Origin of the sequence: Streptomyces sp. NPDC048481 (assembly GCF_043200075.1) — a bacterium.
Taxonomy (GTDB): domain Bacteria; phylum Actinomycetota; class Actinomycetes; order Streptomycetales; family Streptomycetaceae; genus Streptomyces.
Map to the genome: position 1 here is coordinate 46,052 of NZ_JBICXC010000017.1, position 21,016 is coordinate 67,067.

General features: G+C 74.7%; 19 protein-coding genes. 17 read left to right on the forward strand and 2 right to left on the reverse strand.

Translation table 11 applies throughout. The features are described from left to right. Positions 1 to 32 precede the first annotated feature (32 nt). Positions 33 to 1,589 (reverse strand): amino acid adenylation domain-containing protein, encoded by a 1,557-nt coding sequence (locus ACGFSH_RS33365; protein WP_393355156.1) that lies wholly within the window; start codon positions 1,587 to 1,589, stop codon positions 33 to 35. A 259-nt stretch (positions 1,590 to 1,848) separates the two neighbouring features. Then, on the reverse strand, positions 1,849 to 3,198 hold the full coding sequence (locus ACGFSH_RS33370) for an MFS transporter (protein WP_393355159.1): 1,350 nt from the start codon (positions 3,196 to 3,198) through the stop codon (positions 1,849 to 1,851). A gap of 143 nt (positions 3,199 to 3,341) precedes the next feature. Here ACGFSH_RS33370 and ACGFSH_RS33375 point away from each other — a divergent pair, with 143 nt between their 5' ends. The 17 genes from ACGFSH_RS33375 to ACGFSH_RS33455 all read left to right on the forward strand — a co-directional run bounded on the left by ACGFSH_RS33375 (position 3,342) and on the right by ACGFSH_RS33455 (position 20,964). Next, complete coding sequence (locus ACGFSH_RS33375) at positions 3,342 to 3,917, forward strand: CGNR zinc finger domain-containing protein (protein ID WP_393355161.1); 576 nt, start codon at positions 3,342 to 3,344, stop codon at positions 3,915 to 3,917. A 301-nt stretch (positions 3,918 to 4,218) separates the two neighbouring features. Next, positions 4,219 to 4,473 carry an acyl carrier protein gene (locus ACGFSH_RS33380; RefSeq protein WP_329418011.1) on the forward strand — a complete coding sequence of 85 codons (255 nt, stop codon included), beginning with the start codon at positions 4,219 to 4,221 and terminating at the stop codon, positions 4,471 to 4,473. Beyond that, positions 4,470 to 7,637 carry an amino acid adenylation domain-containing protein gene (locus ACGFSH_RS33385; RefSeq protein WP_393355163.1) on the forward strand — a complete coding sequence of 1,056 codons (3,168 nt, stop codon included), beginning with the start codon at positions 4,470 to 4,472 and terminating at the stop codon, positions 7,635 to 7,637. The genes ACGFSH_RS33380 and ACGFSH_RS33385 overlap by 4 nt, the downstream gene beginning before the upstream one ends. After that, positions 7,634 to 8,371 (forward strand): alpha/beta fold hydrolase, encoded by a 738-nt coding sequence (locus ACGFSH_RS33390; RefSeq protein WP_393355166.1) that lies wholly within the window; start codon positions 7,634 to 7,636, stop codon positions 8,369 to 8,371. Before ACGFSH_RS33385 ends, ACGFSH_RS33390 begins: the two co-directional genes overlap by 4 nt. Then, positions 8,368 to 9,108: an SDR family NAD(P)-dependent oxidoreductase gene (locus tag ACGFSH_RS33395; protein WP_393355168.1), complete on the forward strand. Its 741-nt coding sequence runs from the start codon at positions 8,368 to 8,370 to the stop codon at positions 9,106 to 9,108. Before ACGFSH_RS33390 ends, ACGFSH_RS33395 begins: the two co-directional genes overlap by 4 nt. 6 nt (positions 9,109 to 9,114) lie before the next feature. After that, positions 9,115 to 10,404: a glutamate-5-semialdehyde dehydrogenase gene (locus ACGFSH_RS33400; protein ID WP_393355170.1), complete on the forward strand. Its 1,290-nt coding sequence runs from the start codon at positions 9,115 to 9,117 to the stop codon at positions 10,402 to 10,404. Between the two features lie 83 nt (positions 10,405 to 10,487). Continuing rightward, the gene (locus tag ACGFSH_RS33405; protein ID WP_329418022.1) at positions 10,488 to 10,766 is read left to right on the forward strand and encodes a phosphopantetheine-binding protein; all 279 of its coding nucleotides are present in this window, start codon (positions 10,488 to 10,490) and stop codon (positions 10,764 to 10,766) included. Continuing rightward, entirely contained in the window at positions 10,763 to 12,130 is a 1,368-nt protein-coding gene (locus ACGFSH_RS33410) for a TrpB-like pyridoxal phosphate-dependent enzyme (RefSeq protein ID WP_393355173.1), read from the forward strand. Before ACGFSH_RS33405 ends, ACGFSH_RS33410 begins: the two co-directional genes overlap by 4 nt. Beyond that, complete coding sequence (locus ACGFSH_RS33415) at positions 12,120 to 13,334, forward strand: acyl carrier protein (protein ID WP_393355175.1); 1,215 nt, start codon at positions 12,120 to 12,122, stop codon at positions 13,332 to 13,334. Before ACGFSH_RS33410 ends, ACGFSH_RS33415 begins: the two co-directional genes overlap by 11 nt. Next, the gene (locus ACGFSH_RS33420; protein WP_393355177.1) at positions 13,334 to 14,848 is read left to right on the forward strand and encodes a class I adenylate-forming enzyme family protein; all 1,515 of its coding nucleotides are present in this window, start codon (positions 13,334 to 13,336) and stop codon (positions 14,846 to 14,848) included. Before ACGFSH_RS33415 ends, ACGFSH_RS33420 begins: the two co-directional genes overlap by 1 nt. Continuing rightward, the gene (locus ACGFSH_RS33425) at positions 14,832 to 16,145 is read left to right on the forward strand and encodes a type III PLP-dependent enzyme (RefSeq protein ID WP_393355179.1); all 1,314 of its coding nucleotides are present in this window, start codon (positions 14,832 to 14,834) and stop codon (positions 16,143 to 16,145) included. The genes ACGFSH_RS33420 and ACGFSH_RS33425 overlap by 17 nt, the downstream gene beginning before the upstream one ends. A gap of 4 nt (positions 16,146 to 16,149) precedes the next feature. After that, positions 16,150 to 16,422 (forward strand): acyl carrier protein, encoded by a 273-nt coding sequence (locus ACGFSH_RS33430; protein ID WP_393355181.1) that lies wholly within the window; start codon positions 16,150 to 16,152, stop codon positions 16,420 to 16,422. Beyond that, positions 16,419 to 17,672 (forward strand): acyl-CoA dehydrogenase family protein, encoded by a 1,254-nt coding sequence (locus ACGFSH_RS33435; RefSeq protein ID WP_393355184.1) that lies wholly within the window; start codon positions 16,419 to 16,421, stop codon positions 17,670 to 17,672. The genes ACGFSH_RS33430 and ACGFSH_RS33435 overlap by 4 nt, the downstream gene beginning before the upstream one ends. Continuing rightward, positions 17,665 to 18,825, forward strand: a complete 1,161-nt coding sequence (locus tag ACGFSH_RS33440; protein WP_393355186.1) for an acyl-CoA dehydrogenase family protein — start codon at positions 17,665 to 17,667, stop codon at positions 18,823 to 18,825. The genes ACGFSH_RS33435 and ACGFSH_RS33440 overlap by 8 nt, the downstream gene beginning before the upstream one ends. Next, entirely contained in the window at positions 18,822 to 19,457 is a 636-nt protein-coding gene (locus ACGFSH_RS33445; RefSeq protein WP_393355188.1) for a 4'-phosphopantetheinyl transferase family protein, read from the forward strand. The genes ACGFSH_RS33440 and ACGFSH_RS33445 overlap by 4 nt, the downstream gene beginning before the upstream one ends. Continuing rightward, positions 19,454 to 20,464, forward strand: coding sequence for a hypothetical protein (locus ACGFSH_RS33450; RefSeq protein ID WP_393355190.1), 1,011 nt, complete (start codon positions 19,454 to 19,456; stop codon positions 20,462 to 20,464). Before ACGFSH_RS33445 ends, ACGFSH_RS33450 begins: the two co-directional genes overlap by 4 nt. Then, positions 20,461 to 20,964 (forward strand): flavin reductase family protein, encoded by a 504-nt coding sequence (locus ACGFSH_RS33455; RefSeq protein ID WP_393355192.1) that lies wholly within the window; start codon positions 20,461 to 20,463, stop codon positions 20,962 to 20,964. Before ACGFSH_RS33450 ends, ACGFSH_RS33455 begins: the two co-directional genes overlap by 4 nt. Positions 20,965 to 21,016 lie beyond the last annotated feature (52 nt).

Genomic DNA, 21,016 nt, shown 5'->3' on the forward strand with positions numbered 1-21,016 from the left:
GGAGCCCGGCCGCCGGCGTGCGGGAGAGTGGATCAGGCCGCGGCCGGGGCGGACAGCATGGTGGTCAGCGCCCCGCGGTCGACCTTGCCGTTCGCGTTCAGCGGCAGCGCGTCCAGCGCGGTGAGAACGGTCGGCACCATGTAGGCGGGCAGCCGCTCGCGCAGGTCGTCGAGGAGGGCCTCGGTGTCCCGGGCGGAGCCGGTGTACACGGCCGCGAGTTCGATGTCGCCGTCCGGGCCGTGCAGGGCGACCACGGCGGCCTCCGTCACGCCGCTCTGTGCGAGCAGGGCGGACTCGATCTCGCCGAGTTCCACCCGGTAACCGCGGATCTTGAGCTGGTGGTCCAGACGGCCGAGGTGGACGAGCGCCCCGTCGAGGGTGGTGACCCGGTCGCCCGTGCGGTACCAGTGGGCGGCGGTCAGCGGCCGCGAACCGTCGTACGGGACGGCCCGCTCGCCGTCGAAGGACAGGAACCGCCCGATGTCGTGGGCCGGGTCCAGATAGCCGGGGAAGCGCTGCGAGCCGCGCACGCACAGCTCGCCGTCGGGCGCCGGGCGGCCGTCCTCGCCGATGACGAGGTGCTCCTGACCGGGGTAGGGCGTCCCGATGGGCACCGTGCCGTTGGCCGGGCGGGGCCAGTCGTCGGAGTCGGCCGGCAGCCGGAACTCCGTCCACGTCACGGTCATCTCGGTCGGGCCGTAGATGTTCTCCAGGACGGAGCCGGGGGCCGCGGCCTGCCAGGCCCGCGCGTGACTCAGCATCAGGGCCTCGCCGCAGAACAGACTCCAGCGCAGCGTCGGCATGGCGCCGGGCTTCAGCGCGCGCAGCCGCCGGGCGATGGACGCCACGGACGGGACGGAGTTCCAGTGCGTGATGCCGTGCCGGTTGACGAACCGCACCGGCGAGAGCAGGTCCTCCTTGCCGGGCACGACGAGGGTGGCGCCGCCGCCCCAGGCGCCGAACATGTCGTAGACCGAGGGGTCGAAGGTCAGGTCGAAGGTCTGGGAGACGCGGGCGCCCGGCCCCAGTTCGTAGCGCGGGATGACGTGGCTCAGATAGGCCGACACGTTGCGGTGGGCGATGGGCACGCCCTTGGGCCGCCCAGTCGACCCGGAGGTGAACAGGATGTACGCGAGGTCGTCGGGTCCGGCCGTGGACGCCGGGAGTTCGGGCACCGGGCCGCTGCGCAGCGCCCGCATCCGCTCGGCCGACAGCACGACGACCGGGACGGCCAGGCCGGCGTGGCCCGGCGCGCCCTCTTCGGCGATCACGAGGTCCAGGCCGGCGTCGCGGGCGATCGTGGCGTTGCGGGCGGGAGGGAACGCCGGGTTGAGCGGGACGACGGCGGCGCCGAGCCGCTGGACGGCGAGGTAGCCCGCGTAGGCGGCCGTGCTGCGGGCCGCCAGCAGGCCCACCCGCGAGGGGACGCCGCCGTGTGCGGCGAGGAGTCCGGCCGCCAGCCGGTGGGCGGTGGCGTCGAGTTCGGCGTACGTCAGGTGCTCCCCGGCGACCTCGAGTGCGGTCCGCCGGTCGCCGTGCTCGGCCGCGGAGGCCGCGAACCAGTCGTACATGGTCCAGGTGGCGTTCATGATGTCCGGTCCTCTTCCGTGACGCGTCGCATGACGCCGGAACAGCTCTCGGCTTCGCGACAAGAGAATGGAATGTTCGTCGAGGCGTGGCGAGAACGATATGCGCGGGCGTCCGGAACGGCGCAAGGGTGTGTCCGCCCCTTGTCGCGCGACCATAGAGATTCTGAATTCCGCATTTGTCGCGAGGGCCGTTCGAGAGGATTATTCGCGCTGCTCCCCTCTTCACCGGCGGCCGTTCCCTCGTGCGGCGGGGAGCCCGCTAGTCGCCGTACGCCTCCGCCAGGGCGGGACGGGTCAGGACGCGCAGGAAGGGGACGACGGCCACGGCCACGAAAGCGGCGAAGACCAGGAAGGCGGGCCGCAGGCCGATCCCTTCGGCGAGCAGGCCCATGACGCCGGCTCCGATGGGCATGGCGCCCCAGCTGAAGAGACGGCTCACGGCGGTGTAGCGGCCGAGCATGGAGTCGGGGACGAGGCGCTGCCCGATGGTGCGGGCGTTCACCGTCCACAGGGTGCCGCCCATGCCGCCGACGAAGGCGGCGGCGGCGACCGCCCACAGGTCGGTGGTGAGCGCGGGCACGGCCATCATCGCGAAGGTGCCGACGAGGTCGGCGAACATCACCCAGCGGCGTCCCAGGGCCCGGTTCACGCGGGTCACGGCGAGGGCGCCGGTCAGGCCGCCGATGCCCAGCGCGCTCAGGAGCGTCCCGTACTCGCGGGGGCTGAGCCGCATCACGTCGGTGGCGAAGAGCGGCATGAGCGCCAGCCAGGCCCCCCAGCAGGCGCACAGGACCGTCAGGATGAGGGACATGGTGCGCAGCAGCGTGTGCTGCCACAGGTAGCGCAGTCCGCCGCTGATCTGCCGGTTGACGCTCTCGGCGGCGGCGTCGGCGTCGGCCCGGGAGGTGTCGGGGGCGGCGCGGAACCGGCCGGCGAGCAGCAGCAGAATCAGGGCGGCCACCAGGTAGGACACCCAGGTCGCGCCGAGGGCGAAGCCGGTGCCCGCCGCGAGGAGGAGGCCGCCGACGAAGGGGCCGCAGAACTCGTTGCAGACCGTCTCGGCCCCGGCGATCCAGGCGTTCACCCGCTCACGGCCCTCCGGTGGGATCAGCGCCGGGATCAGCGCCGACGCCGAGGTCAGCGCGATGACCTCGGCCACGCCGAGGACCGCGCCCACGACGCAGAGCACGGGGATGGTGACGCGGCCGGCCAGGGCGGCCTCGATGAGCGCGCCGAGCGCGAGCAGCCGCAGCGCGTTCGCCCCCCACAGCAGGCGCCGGCGGTCGACGCGGTCGACCAGGACGCCGACGTGCAGGGCCACCAGCAGCCAGGGCAGCGACAGGGTGAGCGACACCGCGGAGATCTGGGCCGGGGAGGCGGAGGCGCGGGTGGCCAGCAGCGGCAGGGCGATCTTGGTGACGCCGTCCGCGAGGTTGGTGACGGCGGTGAAGGCGAGGAGGACGGCGGCGTTGCGGCTGCCCTGCCGCGCGGTGGGCTCCCCGGCACGCCGGCCGGCAGGGCCCGTCGCGGACCGCGCGGAGGCTTCCACCAGGGTGTCCGCGACCGCTGCCACCGGGGCCTTCGCGGTCTGGACGGCTTGGTCGCTCATCACTTCTCCTAACCGGCTATCGCTTTCAGTGGTTATTCCCGAGGAGGTGAGTCTGACACGTCACGGACCGACTCCGCTACCCGGTCAAGCTGTTAGCCGGTTAGGCCGGGGTGTACGCTGGACCCTCGACGAGGAGATGACCCATGTCCGAAGCCCCGGCTTCCGCACAGCTGATCGAGGCCTTCGCCAACACCGTCGACGTGGAGCTCGGCACCGACGAGCTGGCCACGCCGGGCGCGCTGTCCGCCTGGCTCGCCGGCCGCGGACTGCTCGACCGCGAACGCCGGATCGGCGCCGAGGACCACGCCCTGTGCCTGCGCCTGCGCACCGGCATCCGGGAGGAACTAGGCGTCAACGTCGGCGACACCGCCGACGTGGCACTCCTCGCCGGAGCCGACGAGGCCCTGCGGGAACTGCCCGTGCTGATCACGGTCCGCGGCGCCGGCCGTGACGGCGGCGTCCTGTCACCCGCGGCCGACCTGACGCCGGTCAGGAAGGCTCTGGCCGGCCTCGCGATCGCATGGAGCGAACTGGTCGTCACCGGCGAGGCCGTCCGGCTCAAGCGCTGCGCCGAGCACGCCTGCGCCTGGGTCTTCTGGGACGTCTCCAAGAACCGCAGCCGCCGCTGGTGCTCGATGCGGGTGTGCGGCAACCGTGCCAAGGCCCGTCGGCACTCCGCGAAGCAGGCCGCCGTGGCGGCGGCGGACCGGCCGTCCTGACCCGACCCCCCCTCCCGGGTCTCTCGCCACCCTTCTCACCCTTTTCCGGCTTTCCCATCGGGAAGTCCGACGACGTCCCAGGGAGAAGGCTGACGTCGTCTCATAGAGAAGCCTGATGGCGTCCTGACGAGAAATCCGATGACGCCCTATCGGGAAACTCTATGACGTCCCATCGAGAAATCCGATGACGTCCCATCGAAGAACTCGATGCCATTCCCAACGCTTCTTGACCGCTCTTCGGCAATCGTTGAATCATCTTTCGAGCGTCATAAAAGTGACCGTTGCCTGAGGAGCCTGATTAATGAACCGTACGGACGACGTGACCGGCGGCGACATCGTTTCGGCGGTCAGAAGGCATGTGCGTGTGCCTTTCGACGACCATTCCCCGTTGGCCGAGGTCGGACTGGACTCACTCTCCCTGGTGCGGATCGCCAGTGAGCTGATACCCGACCCGGACCAGGAGATCGATCCGACGGGCCTCGCCGCGGTCCGCACGGTCGGGGATCTCCGGCAGTGGCTGCACGGGCTCCTCGTGCCCGCGGAGAGCGTGCGATGACCGTCGCGCCGCAGCTCGCCACCGCCACCCTGCCGCTGACGGCGGCCCAGCAGGGCCTGCTCGTCGTGCACGGCTCGGTGCCGGCCCCGCACCTCTACAACGTCGTGGCCGAGCTGGAACTGGACCCGGCGCTCGACCCCGCGGACCTCGGCCCGGCGCTTTGCGCCGTGCTGGCCGTCCAGCCCGCCCTGCGCCTCGCCGTGCGCGAACGGCCCGCCCCGCACGCCGAACTGGGAACCGTCCCGGACCAGGCGCCGCTGCGGGTGGTCACGACCGACGCCGACGGGTTCGACCGGCGGCGCGCCGAACTGCTCGGGCAACTCGGCGACCACGCCTTCGACCTGGAGCGGCCCCCGCTGCTGCGGGCGGTCCTGCTGCACACCGTCGACCGGTCCCGCTCCACGCTGCTGCTGGTGGTGCACCACCTCGTCTTCGACGGGTTCTCGCTGCGCCAGTTCGTCCGCGACCTCACGGCGGCCGTGCGCGCCGACCTCGACGTCGACCGGGTGCGGGTCGCCCGTGAACGGGCCCTGTGCCGGGAGCTGGCCGCGCAGCTGTCGGCCGCCGACGAGGAGCACGTCGAGCGCAGCGCCGCCGAACTCGCCGACCGGCTGCGCACGGCGCCCGCCACCGTGCTGCACCCCCGGCCGAACCGGCCCACGACCACCGCCTTCACCGGCGCCCGCCGCGAGATCAGGCTCTCCCCTGAGCGTTCCCGGGCCCTCGGCGAGGTCTGCGCGGCGCTCGGCGTCAGCCCGTTCGTCTTCTTCTCGGCCGTCTACGCGGCGCTCCTCGCACGGCACTCGGGCAACACGCCGGTGGTCTTCGGCAGCCCGGTGCTCGCCCGCCGCACGCTGGGATCGCTCGACCTGTGCGGTTTCTTCGTCAACACCCTGCCGCTCGTCGTCGACGTCGACTGGAACCAGCCCTTCGACGCCTTCGTGACGGAGACGGTCCGGGCCGAGGCGGACCGGGTGAAGAGCAGCGCGGCGGTCTCCTTCGACCGCGTCGTGCGCCTCGCCGCCCCGGACCGCTCGACCAACCGCAACCCGGTCTTCTCCTGCATGCTCGCGATGCAGGACGCGACCGACGCGGAACCCGGCCCGGTCGTCCTGCGGGTGCGCGAGCACGGCAACGGCACCGCGAAATTCGACCTCTGGCTGGGCGTCACCCCCGGTCCCGACGGCTGGCTCCTGGAGCTGGAGCACGACCGCGAGCTGCTGCCCGAACCGCTCGCCGGAGCGCTGGCCGACTCGCTGACCGGCCTGCTGGAGAAGGCCGTCGAACGTCCCGGCACGGTCCTCGCCGAGCTCTTCGAGGACGCCTCGCCGGCCGAGTCCCGGGCCCACGACGGCTTCTGGCGCCCGCCGGCCCACCCGGACCTGCGCCGCTGGGTGCGCGCGAGCCTGGCCCGGCGGCCCGAGGCGACCGCGGTCGAGGAGGACGGCCGCCGTGTGACCTACGGCGAGCTCCAGGAGTCGGTCCGCTCCGCCGCGGCGGGGCTGGCCCGGTACGGAGTGGGCCCCGGCAGCGTGGTCGGCCTGACCACGCCGACGCTGGTGGAGACGGTCGTCGCCGTCCTGGCCGTGCTCGAGCGGGGCGCGGTGTTCCTGCCGCTGGACCTGACCCTGCCCGGCGAGCGGCTCGCCTACATGACCGGCAAGGCCGGCTGCGGGCTGGTCGTCGGCCGCGGCGCCGTCGACGGCGCCCGGGTCGTGGCACTGAGCGAACTGACCGCCGCCGGCGACGGCGACGGCACCGTCCTCAACGGCGACGGCAACGGCGACGGCAGTGACGGCGACGGGGTGTACATCATGTTCACCTCCGGCTCCACGGGCCGCCCCAAGGGCGTGCTGATGGGCAACGGTCCGCTGGTGAACCTCACCGCCTGGCAGCTCGACGCGCTGGACATGGACGAGCGCACCCGCTTCCTCCAGTACGCGCCCCTCGGCTTCGACGTGTCCTTCCAGGAGATCGTGCCCACCCTCGTGGCCGGCGGGACCCTGGTCTCCCGCGAGCCGGCCGACCGCCGGGACCTGCCCGCGGTGCTCGCCCGGGTCAGCGCGGCGCGGGTCTCCCACGTCTATCTCCCCGTCGCCGCCCTGCGTCCCTTCACCCGGGCCGCCCAGGACGCCGGGGACGACCTGCCGGAGCTGCGCCACCTGTGCGTCTCCGGGGAGCAGTTGCTCCTCGACGACGGCGTCCGGCGCTTCTTCGCCGACCGGCCGCACATCGGCCTGGTCAACCTCTACGGCCCCACCGAGACGCACGCCGTCACCACACACCGGCTCACCGGGTCCGGGCCGTGGCCCGACCACGTCCCGATCGGCCGCCCCATCACCCACACGACCGCCCACGTGGTGGACGCCACCGGCCACCTCGCCCCCCTCGGCGTGCCCGGCGAGCTGTACCTGGGCGGCGCGTGCCCCGCGCACGGGTACGTCGGCGACCCCGAGCGCACCGCGGAACGCTTCCTGCCCGACCCGCGCGGCGACCGGGACGACGCCCGCATGTACCGCACCGGCGACCAGGTGCTCCGCGACGAGCAGGGCACGCTGCTCTTCCTGGGCCGCGACGACGACCAGGTCAAGATCCGCGGCCACCGGGTGGAACTCGGCGAACTGGAGACCGCGGCCGCCGCCCACCCCGACGTGGCGCTCGCGGTGGCCGCCGTCATGGGGGAGGGGACCGACCGGAAACTGGCGCTGTTCTTCGTGCCGGAGGACGGACGCTCGCCGCTCCCCGACGACGTACGGCGCCGGGTGGCCGGCGCGGTCCCGGGGTACATGGCGCCCTCGCGGGTGTTCGAGATCGCTTCCGTGCCCGTCACCCGCAACGGCAAGGTGGACCGCCCCGCCCTGCTGAAGGAGGCGGAGAAGGCCGTCCGCGAGGAGGCCGCGTCCGGCGGCGGGGCCGACACCACGGCGCGGGACCCGCTCGAAGCGTGGCTCCAGCGCCTGTGGGGGGAGCTGCTCGGGCGCGCCGACGTCCCCGTCGACCGCTCGCTCCTCGACCACGGCGCCCACTCGCTCAACGTGATGACCGCGCGCGCCGCGATCGAGGAACACCACGGCGTGCAGATCCCCGTCCTCGACTTCTTCCTCGACCCGACCATCCGTGCCCAGGCCGCCTGGATCACCCGCTCCCGGGGCGGTGCACGATGACCGCCTCCGCCCCCGCCTCCGACGCGCGGCTGCTGACCCTGCTCGCGCAGCGGCCGGGTCCGCTGGACAGCCTGCTGATCCACCCGGCGGGCGGCGGGCTCGCCCAGTACCTCGGCGTCGCGAGCCGGCTCGCCCGGCACGGCACCGTGCACGGCATCCGCGCCGACGGCCTGCTGGCCGGCGAGGAACCCGACGACAGCGTCCCGGAGATGACCCGCAGGTACCTCGATCTGGTGACGGGGCTGCCGCGCCGGCCGAACCTGCTGGCCGGCTGGTCCCTCGGCGGCGTGATCGCCTGGGAGCTGGCGGCCCGGCTCGCCGAGGACGGCCCGGCGCCCGCCGTCGTCCTCATCGACAGCTTCCCCGAGCCGGAGAGCGCCGACGACGCCGTACGGGCCGACCTGCTGTCCGCCGTGGAACGGTCCGTCGCCACCCTGGGCGGCGGCCGGGACTCCGTCCGGGCGCGGGCCACCGCGCTGGCGCACATCAGGGCCGGCGCCGCCCACCGCACCGAGGTCCGGACCGCCGGGCCGGCCCTGCTGGTCGTCTGCGAGAGCGAGCACCGCGCCCGCCAGACCGACCGCTGGCGGAGCCTGGCCGACCGGCTGGCCGTACGGCACCTGGACTGCGGGCACTTCGAGGTCTTCGACCCCGCCCACCAGGGCGTTCTGCTCCGGCACCTGGACGAGTTCCTCACCCGTACGCCCCCCGCGGCACAGGAGTACGCGCGATGACCGAACCCCGTCCGCTCGCCGTCGTCACCGGCGGCACCCGCGGCATCGGACTGGCCCTGTCCCGGCGCCTGGTGCGCCTGGGACACCGCACCGTCGCCCTGTACCGGGCCGACAAGGAGGCCGCCCGGCGGGCCGCCGCCGAGCACGGCCTGATCGCCGTGCGGGCCGACGTCTCCGACAGCCACGCGGTGCGCGCCGCCGCCCGGCACATCCTCGACGAGCACGGCACGCCGCGGGTGCTGGTGAACAACGCCGGCGTCAACATCGACCGCCCGTTCCTCGACCTCACCGAATCCGACTGGCAGCGCGTCCTGGACACCAACCTGTCCGGGCCCTTCCACCTCACCCAGGCGTTCGCCCCGGCCATGCTGACCGCCGGGGACGGCGTCGTCGTCAACGTCGGCGCCACCACGGGCATCCGCCCCCGGGCCAACGGCGTCAACTACGCGGCGGCCAAGGCGGGGCTGCTCCAGCTCACCAAGTGCCTGGCCCTGGAGCTGGCGCCCGCCGTCCGCGTCAACTGCCTGATCCCCGGAATGACCGGGACCGAGGAGCTCGTCACCCGGTTCCGGCTGAACGAACCCCGGCACCGCGCCGCCGTCCTGTCCGAGATCCCGCAACGTCGCATCGGCTCCACCGACGACATCGCCGACGCCCTGGAGTACCTCGTGGGCCCGCTCAGCGGCTATGTCACCGGCCAGAAGCTGATCGTCGACGGCGGCCAGTTCATGTGGTAGGAGACCATGACCGACGCACTGCTCACCTCCGCCCGCGCCGCCCTGGCGGCCGCGCCGCCGACCGGCGACCCCGCGTACGCGCGCTACTGCCGCGAACTCGCCGACCGCCTGGCCGACCACTGGCCGGCCGTCCTGAAGGCCAACGCGCAGGACGTGGCCCTCGCCGGGGAACGCGGCCTGTCACCCGTCCTGCTCGACCGGCTGCGGCTGACCGACGCCCACCTCGGCCGGCTCCAGCAGCTCACCCGCGCCACCCTGTCCGAACTGGCCGACGTGACCGCCCCCGACGCCGGGGTCCCGGTCGGCGACTGGGGGGTGCGACTGCGGACGCCCAAGCCGCTCGGCGTGGTCTTCATGGTGTACGAGGCCCGGCCCACCGTCACCGTGGAGGGGGCCCTGCTGCCCGTCGCGGTCGGCAACGCCGTGCTGCTGCGCGGCGGCAAGGAGATCGCCCGCACCAACGAGACGCTGTCCGCCGTGGCCCGCGAAGCCCTGGAGGCCGCGGGACTCCCGGCCCACCTGGTCACCGTCCTCGACGATCCCGACCGCACCCAGCTGCGCGCCCTGCTGAAGCGGCCCGACGCCGTCGACGTGCTGATCCCGCGCGGCAGCCCCTCGCTCATCGACTACTGCCGCGGCGCCTCCTCGATCCCGGTCATCGCCAGCGGCGGCGGCGTCAACCACGTCTACGTGCACCGCAGCGCCGACCTCGACCTCGCCGCCGAGGTCGCCCTCGACAGCAAGCTGCCGGAGCCGACCGCCTGCAACACCGCCGAGATGCTGCTCGTCGACGCCGAGGTCGCCGGTGAGCTGGTCCGCGCGATCCTGCGCGCCGCCGAGCGCGGCGACCGGCGGGTGGCCGTCCGCCTCGATCCGCGGGTGCCGCGGCCCGACGGGCAGGGCGGCGACCGGCCCTGGCGGATCGAGGACCTGCACGAGCACGATCTCGGCCGGGAGTTCCTGGACGCCACGATCGGCGTGCGCGCCGTCGACGGCATGGACGAGGCGCTGGCCCACATCCGGCGCTACGGCTCCGGGCACACCGAGGGCGTGCTCTCCGGGGACGCCGGCGTGAGCGAGGAGTTCACCCGCCGCGTCGACGCCGCGGCGATCGTCGTCAACGGCTCCCTGCGGCTGCACGACGGCCCCACGCTCGGCCTCGGCTCCGAGATCTCCATCAGCACCGGCCGCATGCACGTGCGCGGCCCCGTCACGCTCGGCTCGCTCGTCACCCACAGCTGGGTCGTCGAGGCGCGCGGCACGCTGCGCAGCCCCCTGACCGCGGCCCGGCCCTGACCTTGCGGGCGCGCCGGGTCCTCCCCGGCCCTCCCGGCCTTCCCGGAGCCCTTAAGGCCTTCCCGACCCCTCACGGAGGAACCATGATCACCGGACTGGACCGCGCCGCGGTCACCGAGTCCGTCAAGCGCGTGGTCATCGCCGAGTCCCGGCTGTCCCTGCGACCCGCCGACATCGACGACCACGAGCCGCTCAACGGAGAGATCCTGCGCGTCAACTCCCTCGGTTTCGTGGGCATGCTGGTGCGCCTGGAGGACGAACTCGACATCCTGCTGCCCGACGACCTCTTCGTCGGGCGCAGCTTCCGCACCGTCCACGACCTGATCGAGATCGTCGTGTCCGCGGCGGAGGCGTCCCGATGAGCCGTGCCGAACCGCCCGCCCGCTGGCGCAGCGTCCTGCCGCACCTGGACGAGCCGCTGCCCGCGGACCGCACGCCCGACACCGCGGACGGCGCCGGCGTGCAGGTCAACCTGCCGATGGCGCTGGTGCGCCAGAGCGTGCAGATGAAGGAGTACTGGGAGATCCCGGCCGAGGTCGCCGACGCCTACCGGGCGTTCCGGCCCACGCCGCTGTGGCGGGCCCGGGGCTTCGAGCGCGCGGTCGGGGCGCGGGTGCCGGTCTACGTGAAGTACGAGGGCGGCAACATCTCCGGCAGCCACAAGCTCAACACCGCCCTGGCGCAGGCCTACTACTACGCGCGGGCCGGTGTGCGCGAACTCGTCAGCGGCACCGGCGCCGGACAGTGGGGCACCGCCCTGGCGGCCGCCTGCGCCATGTTCGGCATGAAGTGCACCGTGTTCATGGTCGGGGGCAGCCTGCGGCGCAAGCCGTACCGGGGCACGCTGATGCGGACCCTCGGGGCCACCGTGCACGCCAGCCCCAGCCCGCTGACGGAGGTGGCCCGGCGCGCCGGGGACGACGTCAACAGCCTGTCGCTGGCCATCGGCGAGGCGGTGGAGTACGCCGCCCGCACCGAGGGCGCGGCGTTCTGCATCGGCAGCGGGGAGACCTACAGCATCCTGCACCAGTCGGTGATCGGCCTGGAGGCCGCCGACCAGCTCGCCGGCCTGGACGCGTCGGTCGACGCGGTGGTGGGCTGCGTGGGCGCGGGCTCCAACTTCGGCGGCATCGCGCTGCCGTTCTTCTCGGCCGCGGCCGCCGCGGGCGCCGAACCGCCGCTGCTGGTGGCCGCCGAGTCCAGCACGACGCCCAAACTGACCCGCGGCACGTACGCCTACGACCGTACGGACGCCACCGGCACCGGGCCGATGGAGGCCATGTACACCATCGGCAGCTCCTACCCGATCCCCGACTCGCACTCGGCCGGACTGCGCTTCCACGGCGCGGCGAAGGTGCTGTCCGCGATGCGCCACCGCGACCAGATCGCGGCCACCGCCGTCGGGCAGGCCGAGGCGCTCGACGCGGGCCGCCGCTTCACCCGCGGCGAGATGGTGCTGCCCGCCCCGGAGTCCGGTCACGCGCTGGCCGCCGCCGCGCGTCTGGCGGGCGCCGGAGCCGAGGGCAACAACGGCCTGCTGCGCGCCGAGAAGGGCGTGGTGGTGTGCGTCAGCGGTCACGGCTACCTCGACCTGGGGGCCTACCAGCAGTTCCTGGACGGCGAGCTGAGCGACGAGGCGCCCGACCCGCAGGCGCTGCTCCGCGCCGTGAGCGCTCTGGAGCCGGTGGAGCAGCCGGTGGGGGCGGGAGCCGTCCATGTCCGCTGACCTCACCCCCGCCCCCGAACCCCAGGTGGAATGGCCGCTGTTCGACTGCGTCCAGGTCAACCTGGCGATCCTGGCCGAACGCTGGCACGGCCCCGGAACCCACCTGGACCTGGGCGCCGGGCTGCGCTTCCGCCCGCTGCCGGGGCCGCACGGACTGCCCACGGTGGAACGTTTTGCGGCCGACCAGCTCGCCGAGGCCGCCCAGCGCCTCGGACTCACCGTCCTGGACCGCCGCACCACCGCGCCGGGCGAGGCCCTCACCCCGGCCGAGGGACGCTACGTGGTGGCCGACGCCTTCCACCTGCCGTGGGTGCCGTACGCCGGGCGGCGGCACATGGAACACAGCTTCCTGCTGGAACCGGCCGGCGACGCGGACGCCGTCGTGCTGGACGGCTACCACAACGAGACGCCCTGGGGCAGCGCCCGCCCGGTCCGCCGCCCGCTGAGCCACGCCGAACTGGCCGCCGCCGTCCCCGGACCGGCGCTGGCCGTCACCCTCGCCCCGGCCCGGCGTCCCCCCGCCCCGGCCGGGGCCGAGACCGACCTGGCGGACGAGGAGACGGCCGCCCGGTACGTCGCCGCGTACGCGGAGCACCCCGACCGGCGCGCCGCCTTCGACCGGCTCACCCTGGAGACCTGGCTGCTGGCCCGCTCCCGCAAGCTGCACGCCCGCTTCCTGCGCTCGCGCGGCCTGCTCGCCGACGACACCGCGGCCCTCGCGCACGTCGCGGCGTGGGAGTCGCTCGCCGAGAGCGTCTACCTCGGCTACCGGCGGGTGGAGCGCGGCCGCCCCGAGGCCCGGGAGGTGTTCACGCGCCTGGCGGAGCAACTCGGCCGGGACCGGGAGGCGTTCGGCCCCGCGACGGCCCGCGCGGCCGCGCCGCGGCCCGCCCACGCGACGCCCGTGCCCGCCCCGCTGCGCGCCCGCGTCGCGGCCGCCGCGGGCACTGTGCTCAAGACGGACCCGGCGGCCCTGCTCGACGGGCGGCCGCTGGCGGACGTCCCCGGCTTCACCTCGTTCCGGGTGGTGGAGATCGTCGAACGCCTCGAACGCGAGCTGTCCGTCGAGTTCGACGCCGACGACCTCGTCCCGGAGAACCTGCACCACGTCGACGGCATCTGCCGCATCGTGCTGCGCGCCCTGCCCGCCGGCGAGGCGGCGCCGCGGCCCGCCCGTCCCGTCGCACGCACCGGAGGGAACTGATGTCCGCCCACGCCGACCTGCTGCACGAACTGCTCGACCGGGCGGCCGCCCGCTGGCCCGAGCGGCCCGCCGTGACCAGCGCCGGCCACACCCTCAGCTACCGGGAACTCGACGCGGCCTCCCGGCGGCTGGCCGCCTGGCTGCACGCCTGCGGGCTGCGGCGCGGCGACCGGCTCGTGATCTGCGCGCCGGGATCCACCGCCCAGCCCGCCCTGATGTACGCCGCCTCCCGGGCCGGAGTGGCCTTCTCCCTGCTGCACGAACAGGTCCACGGCATCCAGCTCGACCACGTCCTCGACGACTGCGCGCCCGCCCTGCTCGTCACCGACGCACCCGACTCGCAGGCGGCCGCACAGCGCCGCGGCGTGCGCACGGCCGGCACGCGGGCGGTCGCCGCGGTGGCCTTCACCGGCTCTCCCGCGCCGCGCGAGCAGCCGCCCGGCCCGCTCACGGTCGACCCCGTGTGCCTGATCTACACCTCCGGCACCACCTCGCTGCCCAAGGCCGTCGTCAGCACCCACCAGCAGCTGACGTTCGCCGCCACGGCCATCCAGTCGGTGCTGGAGTACCGTCCGGACGACGTCGTCTACAGCCCGCTGCCCCTGTCCTTCGACTACGGCCTCTACCAGCTGTTCCTGGCGGCGCAGGCCGGCGCCCACGTGGTGACCGGCCGGCCCGCCGAGGTCGGTCCGGCGCTGCTCGGGAACCTGGTGCGCACGGGCGCCACCGTGCTCGCCGCCGTCCCGTCCGTGGCCGACGCCCTGGCCCGGCTGCTGCGCCGGACCTCCCGGGAACGGCCGCCGCTGCGGCTGCTGACGAACACCGGCGCTGCCATGCCGCCCGAGACGCTCGAGGCGCTGCGTTCGGCGCTGCCGGGGCTGCGGGTGCAGCTGATGTTCGGTCTGACGGAGTGCAAGCGGGCCACGATCATGCCGCCGGACGGCGACCTGGAGCGGCCCGGCTCCAGCGGGCGCGCGCTGCCGGGCACCGAGGTCTTCGTCGTCGACGAGGAGGGCCGCCGCAGGCCCGCGGGGGAGGTCGGCGAGATCGTGGTGCGCGGCCCGCACGTCATGGCCGGGTACTGGCGCCGCCCGGAACTCACCGCGCGGCGCTTCCACCGGGTGGAGGGCCTGCTGCCGCAACTGCACACCGGTGACTACGGGTGGGTCGACGAGGAGGGATACCTGTACTTCGAGGGCCGGCGCGACGACATCTACAAGGAGAACGGTTTCCGCGTCAGCGCCACCGAGGTCGAAGCCGCCGCCCGCCGCGTCCCGGCGGTCGCCGAGGCCGCCGTCCTGCCGCCGCAGAGCCCGTGCCCCGCGGTGCTGTTCGCGGTCGGCGAGCTGTCGCCCGCCGAGGTGCTCCAGGGCCTGCGCGAGCAGATCGAGGAGTTCAAGATCCCCCGCCACTGCCTCGTCGTCGACGCGCTGCCGCTGACCGGCAACGGCAAGGTCGACCGCAAGGCGCTCGCCGCCCTGGCGCAGGAGGCGTCCCGTGTCCGGGCCCGGTAGCGCCGTCCGGCCGGCCCCGCCGCTGCCGGACGACGTCCTGACGCGCCTGCCCACCCCGGCGTACGTCTACGACCTGGCCGAGGTCCGGCGCAACCACGCGGCGCTGGTGGAGGCGCTGCCGGCCGGCGCGGGCCTGTACTACTCCCTGAAGGCCAACGCGCACCCGTCCCTGCTGGCCGTGCTGCGCGAGCGCGGGGCGCTGCCGGAGGTGTGCTCCACCGGCGAGCTCCGGGCCGCGGTCGACGCGGGCTGGCCGGCCGCGGACGTCCTGTACACCGGTCCGGGCAAGCGGGACGAGGAGATCGGCCACGCGCTGCGGCTGGGCGTGCGGACGTTCTCCGTGGACTCCCCGTACGCGATCGGACAGCTGGACCGGCTGGCCGGCCGGGCCGGCGTCGCCGCGCGGTGCCTGCTGCGCGTCAACGACGACCAGCCGGTGCCGGGCCAGGGCCTGGCGATGACCGGCGTGGCCTCGCAGTTCGGCGCCGACACCCGGTGGGTGCTCGACCGGCCGGAAATGTTCGCGGGCAGGCCGCACGCCGAACTCGTCGGACTGCACCTGTACATGGGCAGCAACCTCGGCGAAGTGGACGCGCTGGTCGGCCAGTTCGCCCGTTCGCTGCGCACCGCCAGGACGCTGACGGCGGCCCTGGCGGAGCACGGGGCGCACCTGCGCGTCCTGGACCTCGGCGGCGGCTTCGGCGCGCCGTTCGCGACGGAGGGGGAGCGGATCGACCTGTCGGGACTGCGGCCGCGGCTGACCGCGCTGCTCGACGCGGAGCTGCCCGGCCGGCACGCCGACGGCACCCGGGTCGTCTTCGAGTCGGGCCGCTACCTGGTGGGCACGGCCGGGGTCCTGCTGACGGCCGTGCTCGACGTGAAGCGCTCCCACGGCAAGGACGTCGTCGTCCTGGAGTCCGGCATCAACCACCTCGGCGGCATGTCGGGACTGCGGCGGCTGCCCGCCCTGAACCCGCGCCTGGTGCCGCACGGCGCCCGGCCCGGCGGCGACGGCGGTCCGCTCCTGGACACCCTGGTCACCGGCCCGCTGTGCACCCCGCTCGACACCTGGGCGCGCGCCGCGAAGCTGCCCGCCCTCGCCCCCGGCGACCTCCTCGCCGTCCCCAACGTCGGCGCGTACGGGCTGAGCGCGAGCCTCGTCGCCTTCCTCGGCCATCCGCTGCCCGCGGAAGCCGTCGTGGACGGCGACCGCCCGGACGCTGCCCCCGAGATCACCCGGATGCACCTGACCCGCACCACCGTCCCGGCCCCGGCCGGCACCGAGACCCTGGAGTGAAGTGATGGACGCCCGTTTCACCGAACTGCTCACGCCGTTCCTGAAGTTCCTCGGCGAGCAGGAGATCACCCCCGACTCCCCGCTGCGGGAGCTGGGCCTGGACTCGATGCAGGCCATCGAGCTGCTCTTCGCCGTCGAGGACGCCTTCGGCGTGACCCTGCCGGACGACGACATGAACGACGACACGTTCGCCACCGCCGGAAGCCTGTGGACCGTGGTGCGCGCCGCGCTCGGCGCGCGGTACGCCGCGGACGGGACCCAGGTGACGGCCGCGTGAGCGCGCCCACGTTCGCCCCCGCACGGCCGGCCCCGGCCGCCGAACCGCCGACCGCCGAACCCACGGCCGCCGGGTCGACGACCGCCGGGCCGCGGACCGCCGCGGACCTGGCGGACCGGGTGGCCCGGGTCGCCGGCGTGGCGGCCGAGCACGTCGAACGCACCGACCGGGACGCGTCGTTCCCGGTCGAGGCGCTGGAGGAGATGCGCCGCAGCGGCCTGCTCGGCCTGCTCGTCCCCGCGTCGCACGGCGGCCTCGGCGGCGGCACCGACGACGTGGTGAGCGCCGGCATCGCCCTCGGCCGGGTCGACCTGTCCGTGGCGATGATCTTCGTGATGCACTGCCAGCAGGTCGCCGCGGTCGTGCGCCACGGCAACGAGAGACTGCGGGACGAACTGCTGCCCGAGATCGCCGCCGGCCGGATGTACCTGGCCTCCGTCACCACCGAGGCCGGCAAGGGCGGCCACCTGCTGAGCAGCGAGTCGGCGCTCGCCGCCCGCGAGGACGAACTCCTGCTGGACCGCTTCGCGCCGATCGTCACCGGCGGCGAGCACGCCGACGGCTTCCTCGTCACCATGCAGAGCCCGCCCCCGGCCTCCCCGAACCAGGTGTCGCTGGTCTACGCCCACCGCGACCAGCTCACCGTCGAACGCTCCGGCGACTGGCAGCCGCTCGGCATGCGCGCCAGCCACAGCGTCGCCCTGCGGCTGACCGGCACGGTCCCCGCCCACCAGGTGGTGGGGGAGCACGGCGCGTTCCGCACCATCGTCACCACGGTGTTCGGGCCGATGGCCCATCTGGGCTGGTCGGCGTGCTGGCTCGGCACCGCGGCCGGCGCGCTCTCCCGCGTCGTCAAACTGCTGCGCTCCCCGCACAGCCGCGGACGCGTGAACCTGGACTCCGAACTGCTGCTGACCCGCCTGTCCCGGGCCCGCCAGCGCATCGACACGGTGCACGCGCTGCTGGACCGCGCCCGGCAGGTCGTCGCGACCGCCGACGACCTCAGCGTGCCCCGGGTCCAGCTGCTGCTCAACGCCCTGAAGATCACCGCGGCGGACGAGTGCCACCTCGCCGTCGAGGACCTGGTGGACGCCGTCGGCATGCGGCACGGCTACCTCAAGGACTCGCCCACCCGCCTGGAACACAGCCTGCGCGACCTGCGCTCGGCCGCCCTGAACTACAGCAACGACCGCCTGCATCTGGTCGACGGCAAACTCGCCCTGCTCGACGCGGAGGTGCGCCTTGCCTGACCTGATCGAGACGGACCGCGCCCCGACCACGCGTCACCGCCCGCGCGCGGCCGCCGCGCTGGCCGCGCTCCCCGCGGCCGCACCGGTGTCCGAGGTGTGGGCGGCGCTCGGCGCGGCAGGCGTCCTGACCGGCCTCTACGACCACGAGGACCCGAACCCGGCGACCGGGACCGGCACCACCTTGGACCCCGCACGGCTCGCCGACCTCATCAAGGCCGTGGACGCCCGCGGCGACAACGGAGTCACCCTCGGCGTGCTCGTCCAGGCGGCCTCCGCCCTGCCGCTCCTCGCCGCCTGCGCCCCCGCCACCGGCCCCGTACGGCAGGCCCTCGACGAGGCCCTGTCCGGGACGGCGACGCTCGCGCTCGCCGCCACCGACAGCGCCTCGGCGGGCTCGGACCTGGCCGGCCTCGGCACCGAGGTGGACATCGGACCGGACGGACTGCTGCTCACCGGCGGCAAACGCTGGATCACCACCGCCTGCGCCGCCGACCTGCTGCTGGTCCTCGCCCGGCACCGGCCCGGCCGGCACTTCACCAGCTTCACCTGGGTGCTCGTGCCCGCCACCGCGCCCGGGGTCCGCGTGCGCCCGGCCGACAGCGGCCTGCTCGCCGGCTCCGCGACCGGGCACGTCGAACTCGACGGCGTACGGCTGCCGGCCGACCACATCGTCGGGCGGCCCGGACGCGGCATGGCCGTCTTCGCCCGGCACATGGGCACCGAACGCCTGGCGGGCGCCCTGTGGGCGGTGGCGCTGACCAGCAGGGTCCTCGCCGACACCAGGCAACGCCTGACCCGGCGGCACCACGACGGGCGCCCCCTGTGGCACCACGACGCCGTACGCCAGCGCTACGCCGCCTGCCTGGTGCAGGTGCGGCAACTGCACGCCCTGTGCGAGAGCCTCGGCGAACGCGTCACCCGCCGGCAGGACCTCGCGGCGGCCGCCCTGCTGAAATCCGCGGCGGGCCTCGTCGCCGACCCCGTACTCGCCGCCTGCGCCCAGCTCCAGGGCGCCGACGGCTTCGCCCGCGACGGCGCCCAGACCATCCGCGCCGAGGCAGGCGTCCTGGGCATCGGCGGCGGCGTCACCGAGGTGGTCCTCGCCGCGGTGGCCGATCACGCGGACCCCCTACTCACGGAGTTGCGCTCATGACCCTCCTGACGCTCCAGGTCACACCCGGTGTCTGGGTGGCGCGGGGCGAACGCGGCCAGTGGGCCCGCCCCGACCCGCACCCCCACGACCGGGCGGCCGCGGCCGCCCTGCCCCGGTGGCGGACGGAGGAGTTCCTCGCCAGCCGCGCCCTGCTGCGCCACCTGCTGCGCGCCACGCTCCCGGAACTGGCTGACGAGCCGGTGCTCGCCGAGGAGCAGGGACGCCCCGTCCTCGCCGGAGACCCCGGCACCGGCATCAGCATCTCCCACGACGGAGACGCCGTCGCCGTCGCCGTCGCCCGGCACCGCCGGGTCGGCGTCGACGTCCAGCAGCCCCCCGACAGCGTCCCCGACGCACTGCTGCGCCGCTGCCTCGGCGCCCACACCCCGCAGGTCGCCCCCCTGCCGCAGCGCACCCGGGCGGCCGAGTTCGCCTGGGTGTGGACCGCCCAGGAGGCCTGCGTCAAAGCGGCCGGGACCGGGCTGTCCGGCCGGCCCTGGGCCATCGACATCCGGCCAGGCCGCCGCCGCGGACAGTGGCACGACTTCCAGTGGATCAGCCTGCGCGACCTCTCACGGACACCGCTCAGCTGCGCCTTCTCCGCCCCCCGCGATGACTTGGACACCTCGTGAACCCGACCGGCGCGCCGGCCACCATGCCGGACCTCAGCTGCTACACGACGAACCTCCTCGCCCACCTGGCGCCCGACGTGCCCGGCGTGCGGCGCCGGTTCGCCGAGGGCGTCCGCCTCGCCGTACGCCTGGACCTGCCCCCCGGTGAACTGGCCTTCTCCCACCACCCCCGGGTGGACCGGACCGGGGACGGGCGGGAGCTGGCCCACCGCGGCGCGGCCGGCTGGCCCGCGGCCCGCGCCGCGCTGCTCGACACCCTGCACCGCGAGCGGCGCGTCCTGGCCGCGGGCAACACCCGCCGCCTGCCCTGGGCGGCGGCCCACGGGCGGGCGGACGCCCCGCACTGGCTGCTGATCCACGAGCACCGGGCGGGCCGCTGGCGGGTGGCCGACCACTTCACCGCCCTCACCCCCTACGGCGACCAGGAACCCTTCCACGGCTGGCTCGACGACGCCGACCTGGCCGCGGCCCTCGCCCCCGTGCCGGACCCGCCGCCGGAGGTGGTGCGCCGCGACCGGCTCGCGCTCGGCCAGGAGACACCGGTCCCGCCCGCCGGGCAGTACCGCTGGCTGACCTGGCAGGCCGCACCGCCCGACGCCGACGCCGCACCCGGCCCGGGAACCTGGAGCCTGAGCCTGGAGACGTCGCTGGCGGCGATCGCCGGCGTCTTCCGCGCCGACGCCACCGCGCTCGCCCGGTACGCCGACGACCTGTGGGCGGCCGCCCGCCACCACACCTACGCGCTGGCGTTCGCGGTGGCGGACGGCAGGCTCCACCCGGAGTCGGCCGCGGCCGTGTCGGCGGCCTGGGGCGAACTGCCCCGCACGCTGCGGTTCGCCGCCCAGTCCGCCGCGCGAGGACGGCCCCGCCCCGGCCTCGTCGACCGCGCGGTCGAGCAACTGCTGAGCGCCCGGCAAGCCCTGGGCGCGGACCTCCCCCCAGAGAGGACGATCATGGAACGCGTCCCGCGTGACACCGGTGGCTCCGAAGGCGGGGAGCACCGATGACGACCGAGAGCCTGCTGTCCGCGCCTGCCGGAGTGTCGGGCGAGGCGTTCCGCCACGCGATGGCCCGGCTGCCCACCGGCGTCGCGGTGATCACCGCACAGGGCCCCGACGGGCCGGTCGGCTGCACCGTCAACGCCGTCATGTCGCTGTCGCTGCGGCCACCGGCGCTGCTCGTCTCACTGTCCACGAAGAGCCGGACGCTGGAACAGGTCCTGGCGAGCGGCGCGTTCGCGGTGAACGTGCTGGCGTTCGGCGACCGGCACCTGGCCGGGCAGTTCGCGACGGGCACCGCGGCCCAGCGCTTCAGCGGGGTGTCCTGGCACCCGCAGCACGGCGTCCCGGTGCTGGCGGCCGCGTCGGTGGCCGCGGTGTGCGACGTCAGCAGCTCCGTCCGCGTGTTCGACCACACTCTCGTCGCCGGCGCCGTGACCTGGTCGCGCGCCGACGAGCGGCCCGCCGCCGTGCTGTACGCGGGGGGCCGGTACCCGGCGGGCGGCTGACGCGTTCCCGTCAGCGTTCCCGCCCGCCCCGCACCCACCGAGGAAGGGAATC

What these genes read in the sequence shown, in the direction of transcription:
- ACGFSH_RS33405 (WP_329418022.1), top strand. Translation starts at nt 10,488, where the DNA reads ATGATCACCGGACTGGACCGCGCCGCGGTCACCGAGTCCGTCAAGCGC.
- ACGFSH_RS33395 (WP_393355168.1), top strand. Translation starts at nt 8,368, where the DNA reads ATGACCGAACCCCGTCCGCTCGCCGTCGTCACCGGCGGCACCCGCGGC.
- ACGFSH_RS33430 (WP_393355181.1), top strand. Translation starts at nt 16,150, where the DNA reads ATGGACGCCCGTTTCACCGAACTGCTCACGCCGTTCCTGAAGTTCCTC.
- ACGFSH_RS33370 (WP_393355159.1), bottom strand. Translation starts at nt 3,198, where the DNA reads ATGAGCGACCAAGCCGTCCAGACCGCGAAGGCCCCGGTGGCAGCGGTC.
- ACGFSH_RS33375 (WP_393355161.1), top strand. Translation starts at nt 3,342, where the DNA reads ATGTCCGAAGCCCCGGCTTCCGCACAGCTGATCGAGGCCTTCGCCAAC.
- ACGFSH_RS33445 (WP_393355188.1), top strand. Translation starts at nt 18,822, where the DNA reads ATGACCCTCCTGACGCTCCAGGTCACACCCGGTGTCTGGGTGGCGCGG.
- ACGFSH_RS33385 (WP_393355163.1), top strand. Translation starts at nt 4,470, where the DNA reads ATGACCGTCGCGCCGCAGCTCGCCACCGCCACCCTGCCGCTGACGGCG.
- ACGFSH_RS33390 (WP_393355166.1), top strand. Translation starts at nt 7,634, where the DNA reads ATGACCGCCTCCGCCCCCGCCTCCGACGCGCGGCTGCTGACCCTGCTC.
- ACGFSH_RS33400 (WP_393355170.1), top strand. Translation starts at nt 9,115, where the DNA reads ATGACCGACGCACTGCTCACCTCCGCCCGCGCCGCCCTGGCGGCCGCG.
- ACGFSH_RS33455 (WP_393355192.1), top strand. Translation starts at nt 20,461, where the DNA reads ATGACGACCGAGAGCCTGCTGTCCGCGCCTGCCGGAGTGTCGGGCGAG.
- ACGFSH_RS33410 (WP_393355173.1), top strand. Translation starts at nt 10,763, where the DNA reads ATGAGCCGTGCCGAACCGCCCGCCCGCTGGCGCAGCGTCCTGCCGCAC.
- ACGFSH_RS33415 (WP_393355175.1), top strand. Translation starts at nt 12,120, where the DNA reads ATGTCCGCTGACCTCACCCCCGCCCCCGAACCCCAGGTGGAATGGCCG.
- ACGFSH_RS33365 (WP_393355156.1), bottom strand. Translation starts at nt 1,589, where the DNA reads ATGAACGCCACCTGGACCATGTACGACTGGTTCGCGGCCTCCGCGGCC.
- ACGFSH_RS33420 (WP_393355177.1), top strand. Translation starts at nt 13,334, where the DNA reads ATGTCCGCCCACGCCGACCTGCTGCACGAACTGCTCGACCGGGCGGCC.
- ACGFSH_RS33380 (WP_329418011.1), top strand. Translation starts at nt 4,219, where the DNA reads ATGAACCGTACGGACGACGTGACCGGCGGCGACATCGTTTCGGCGGTC.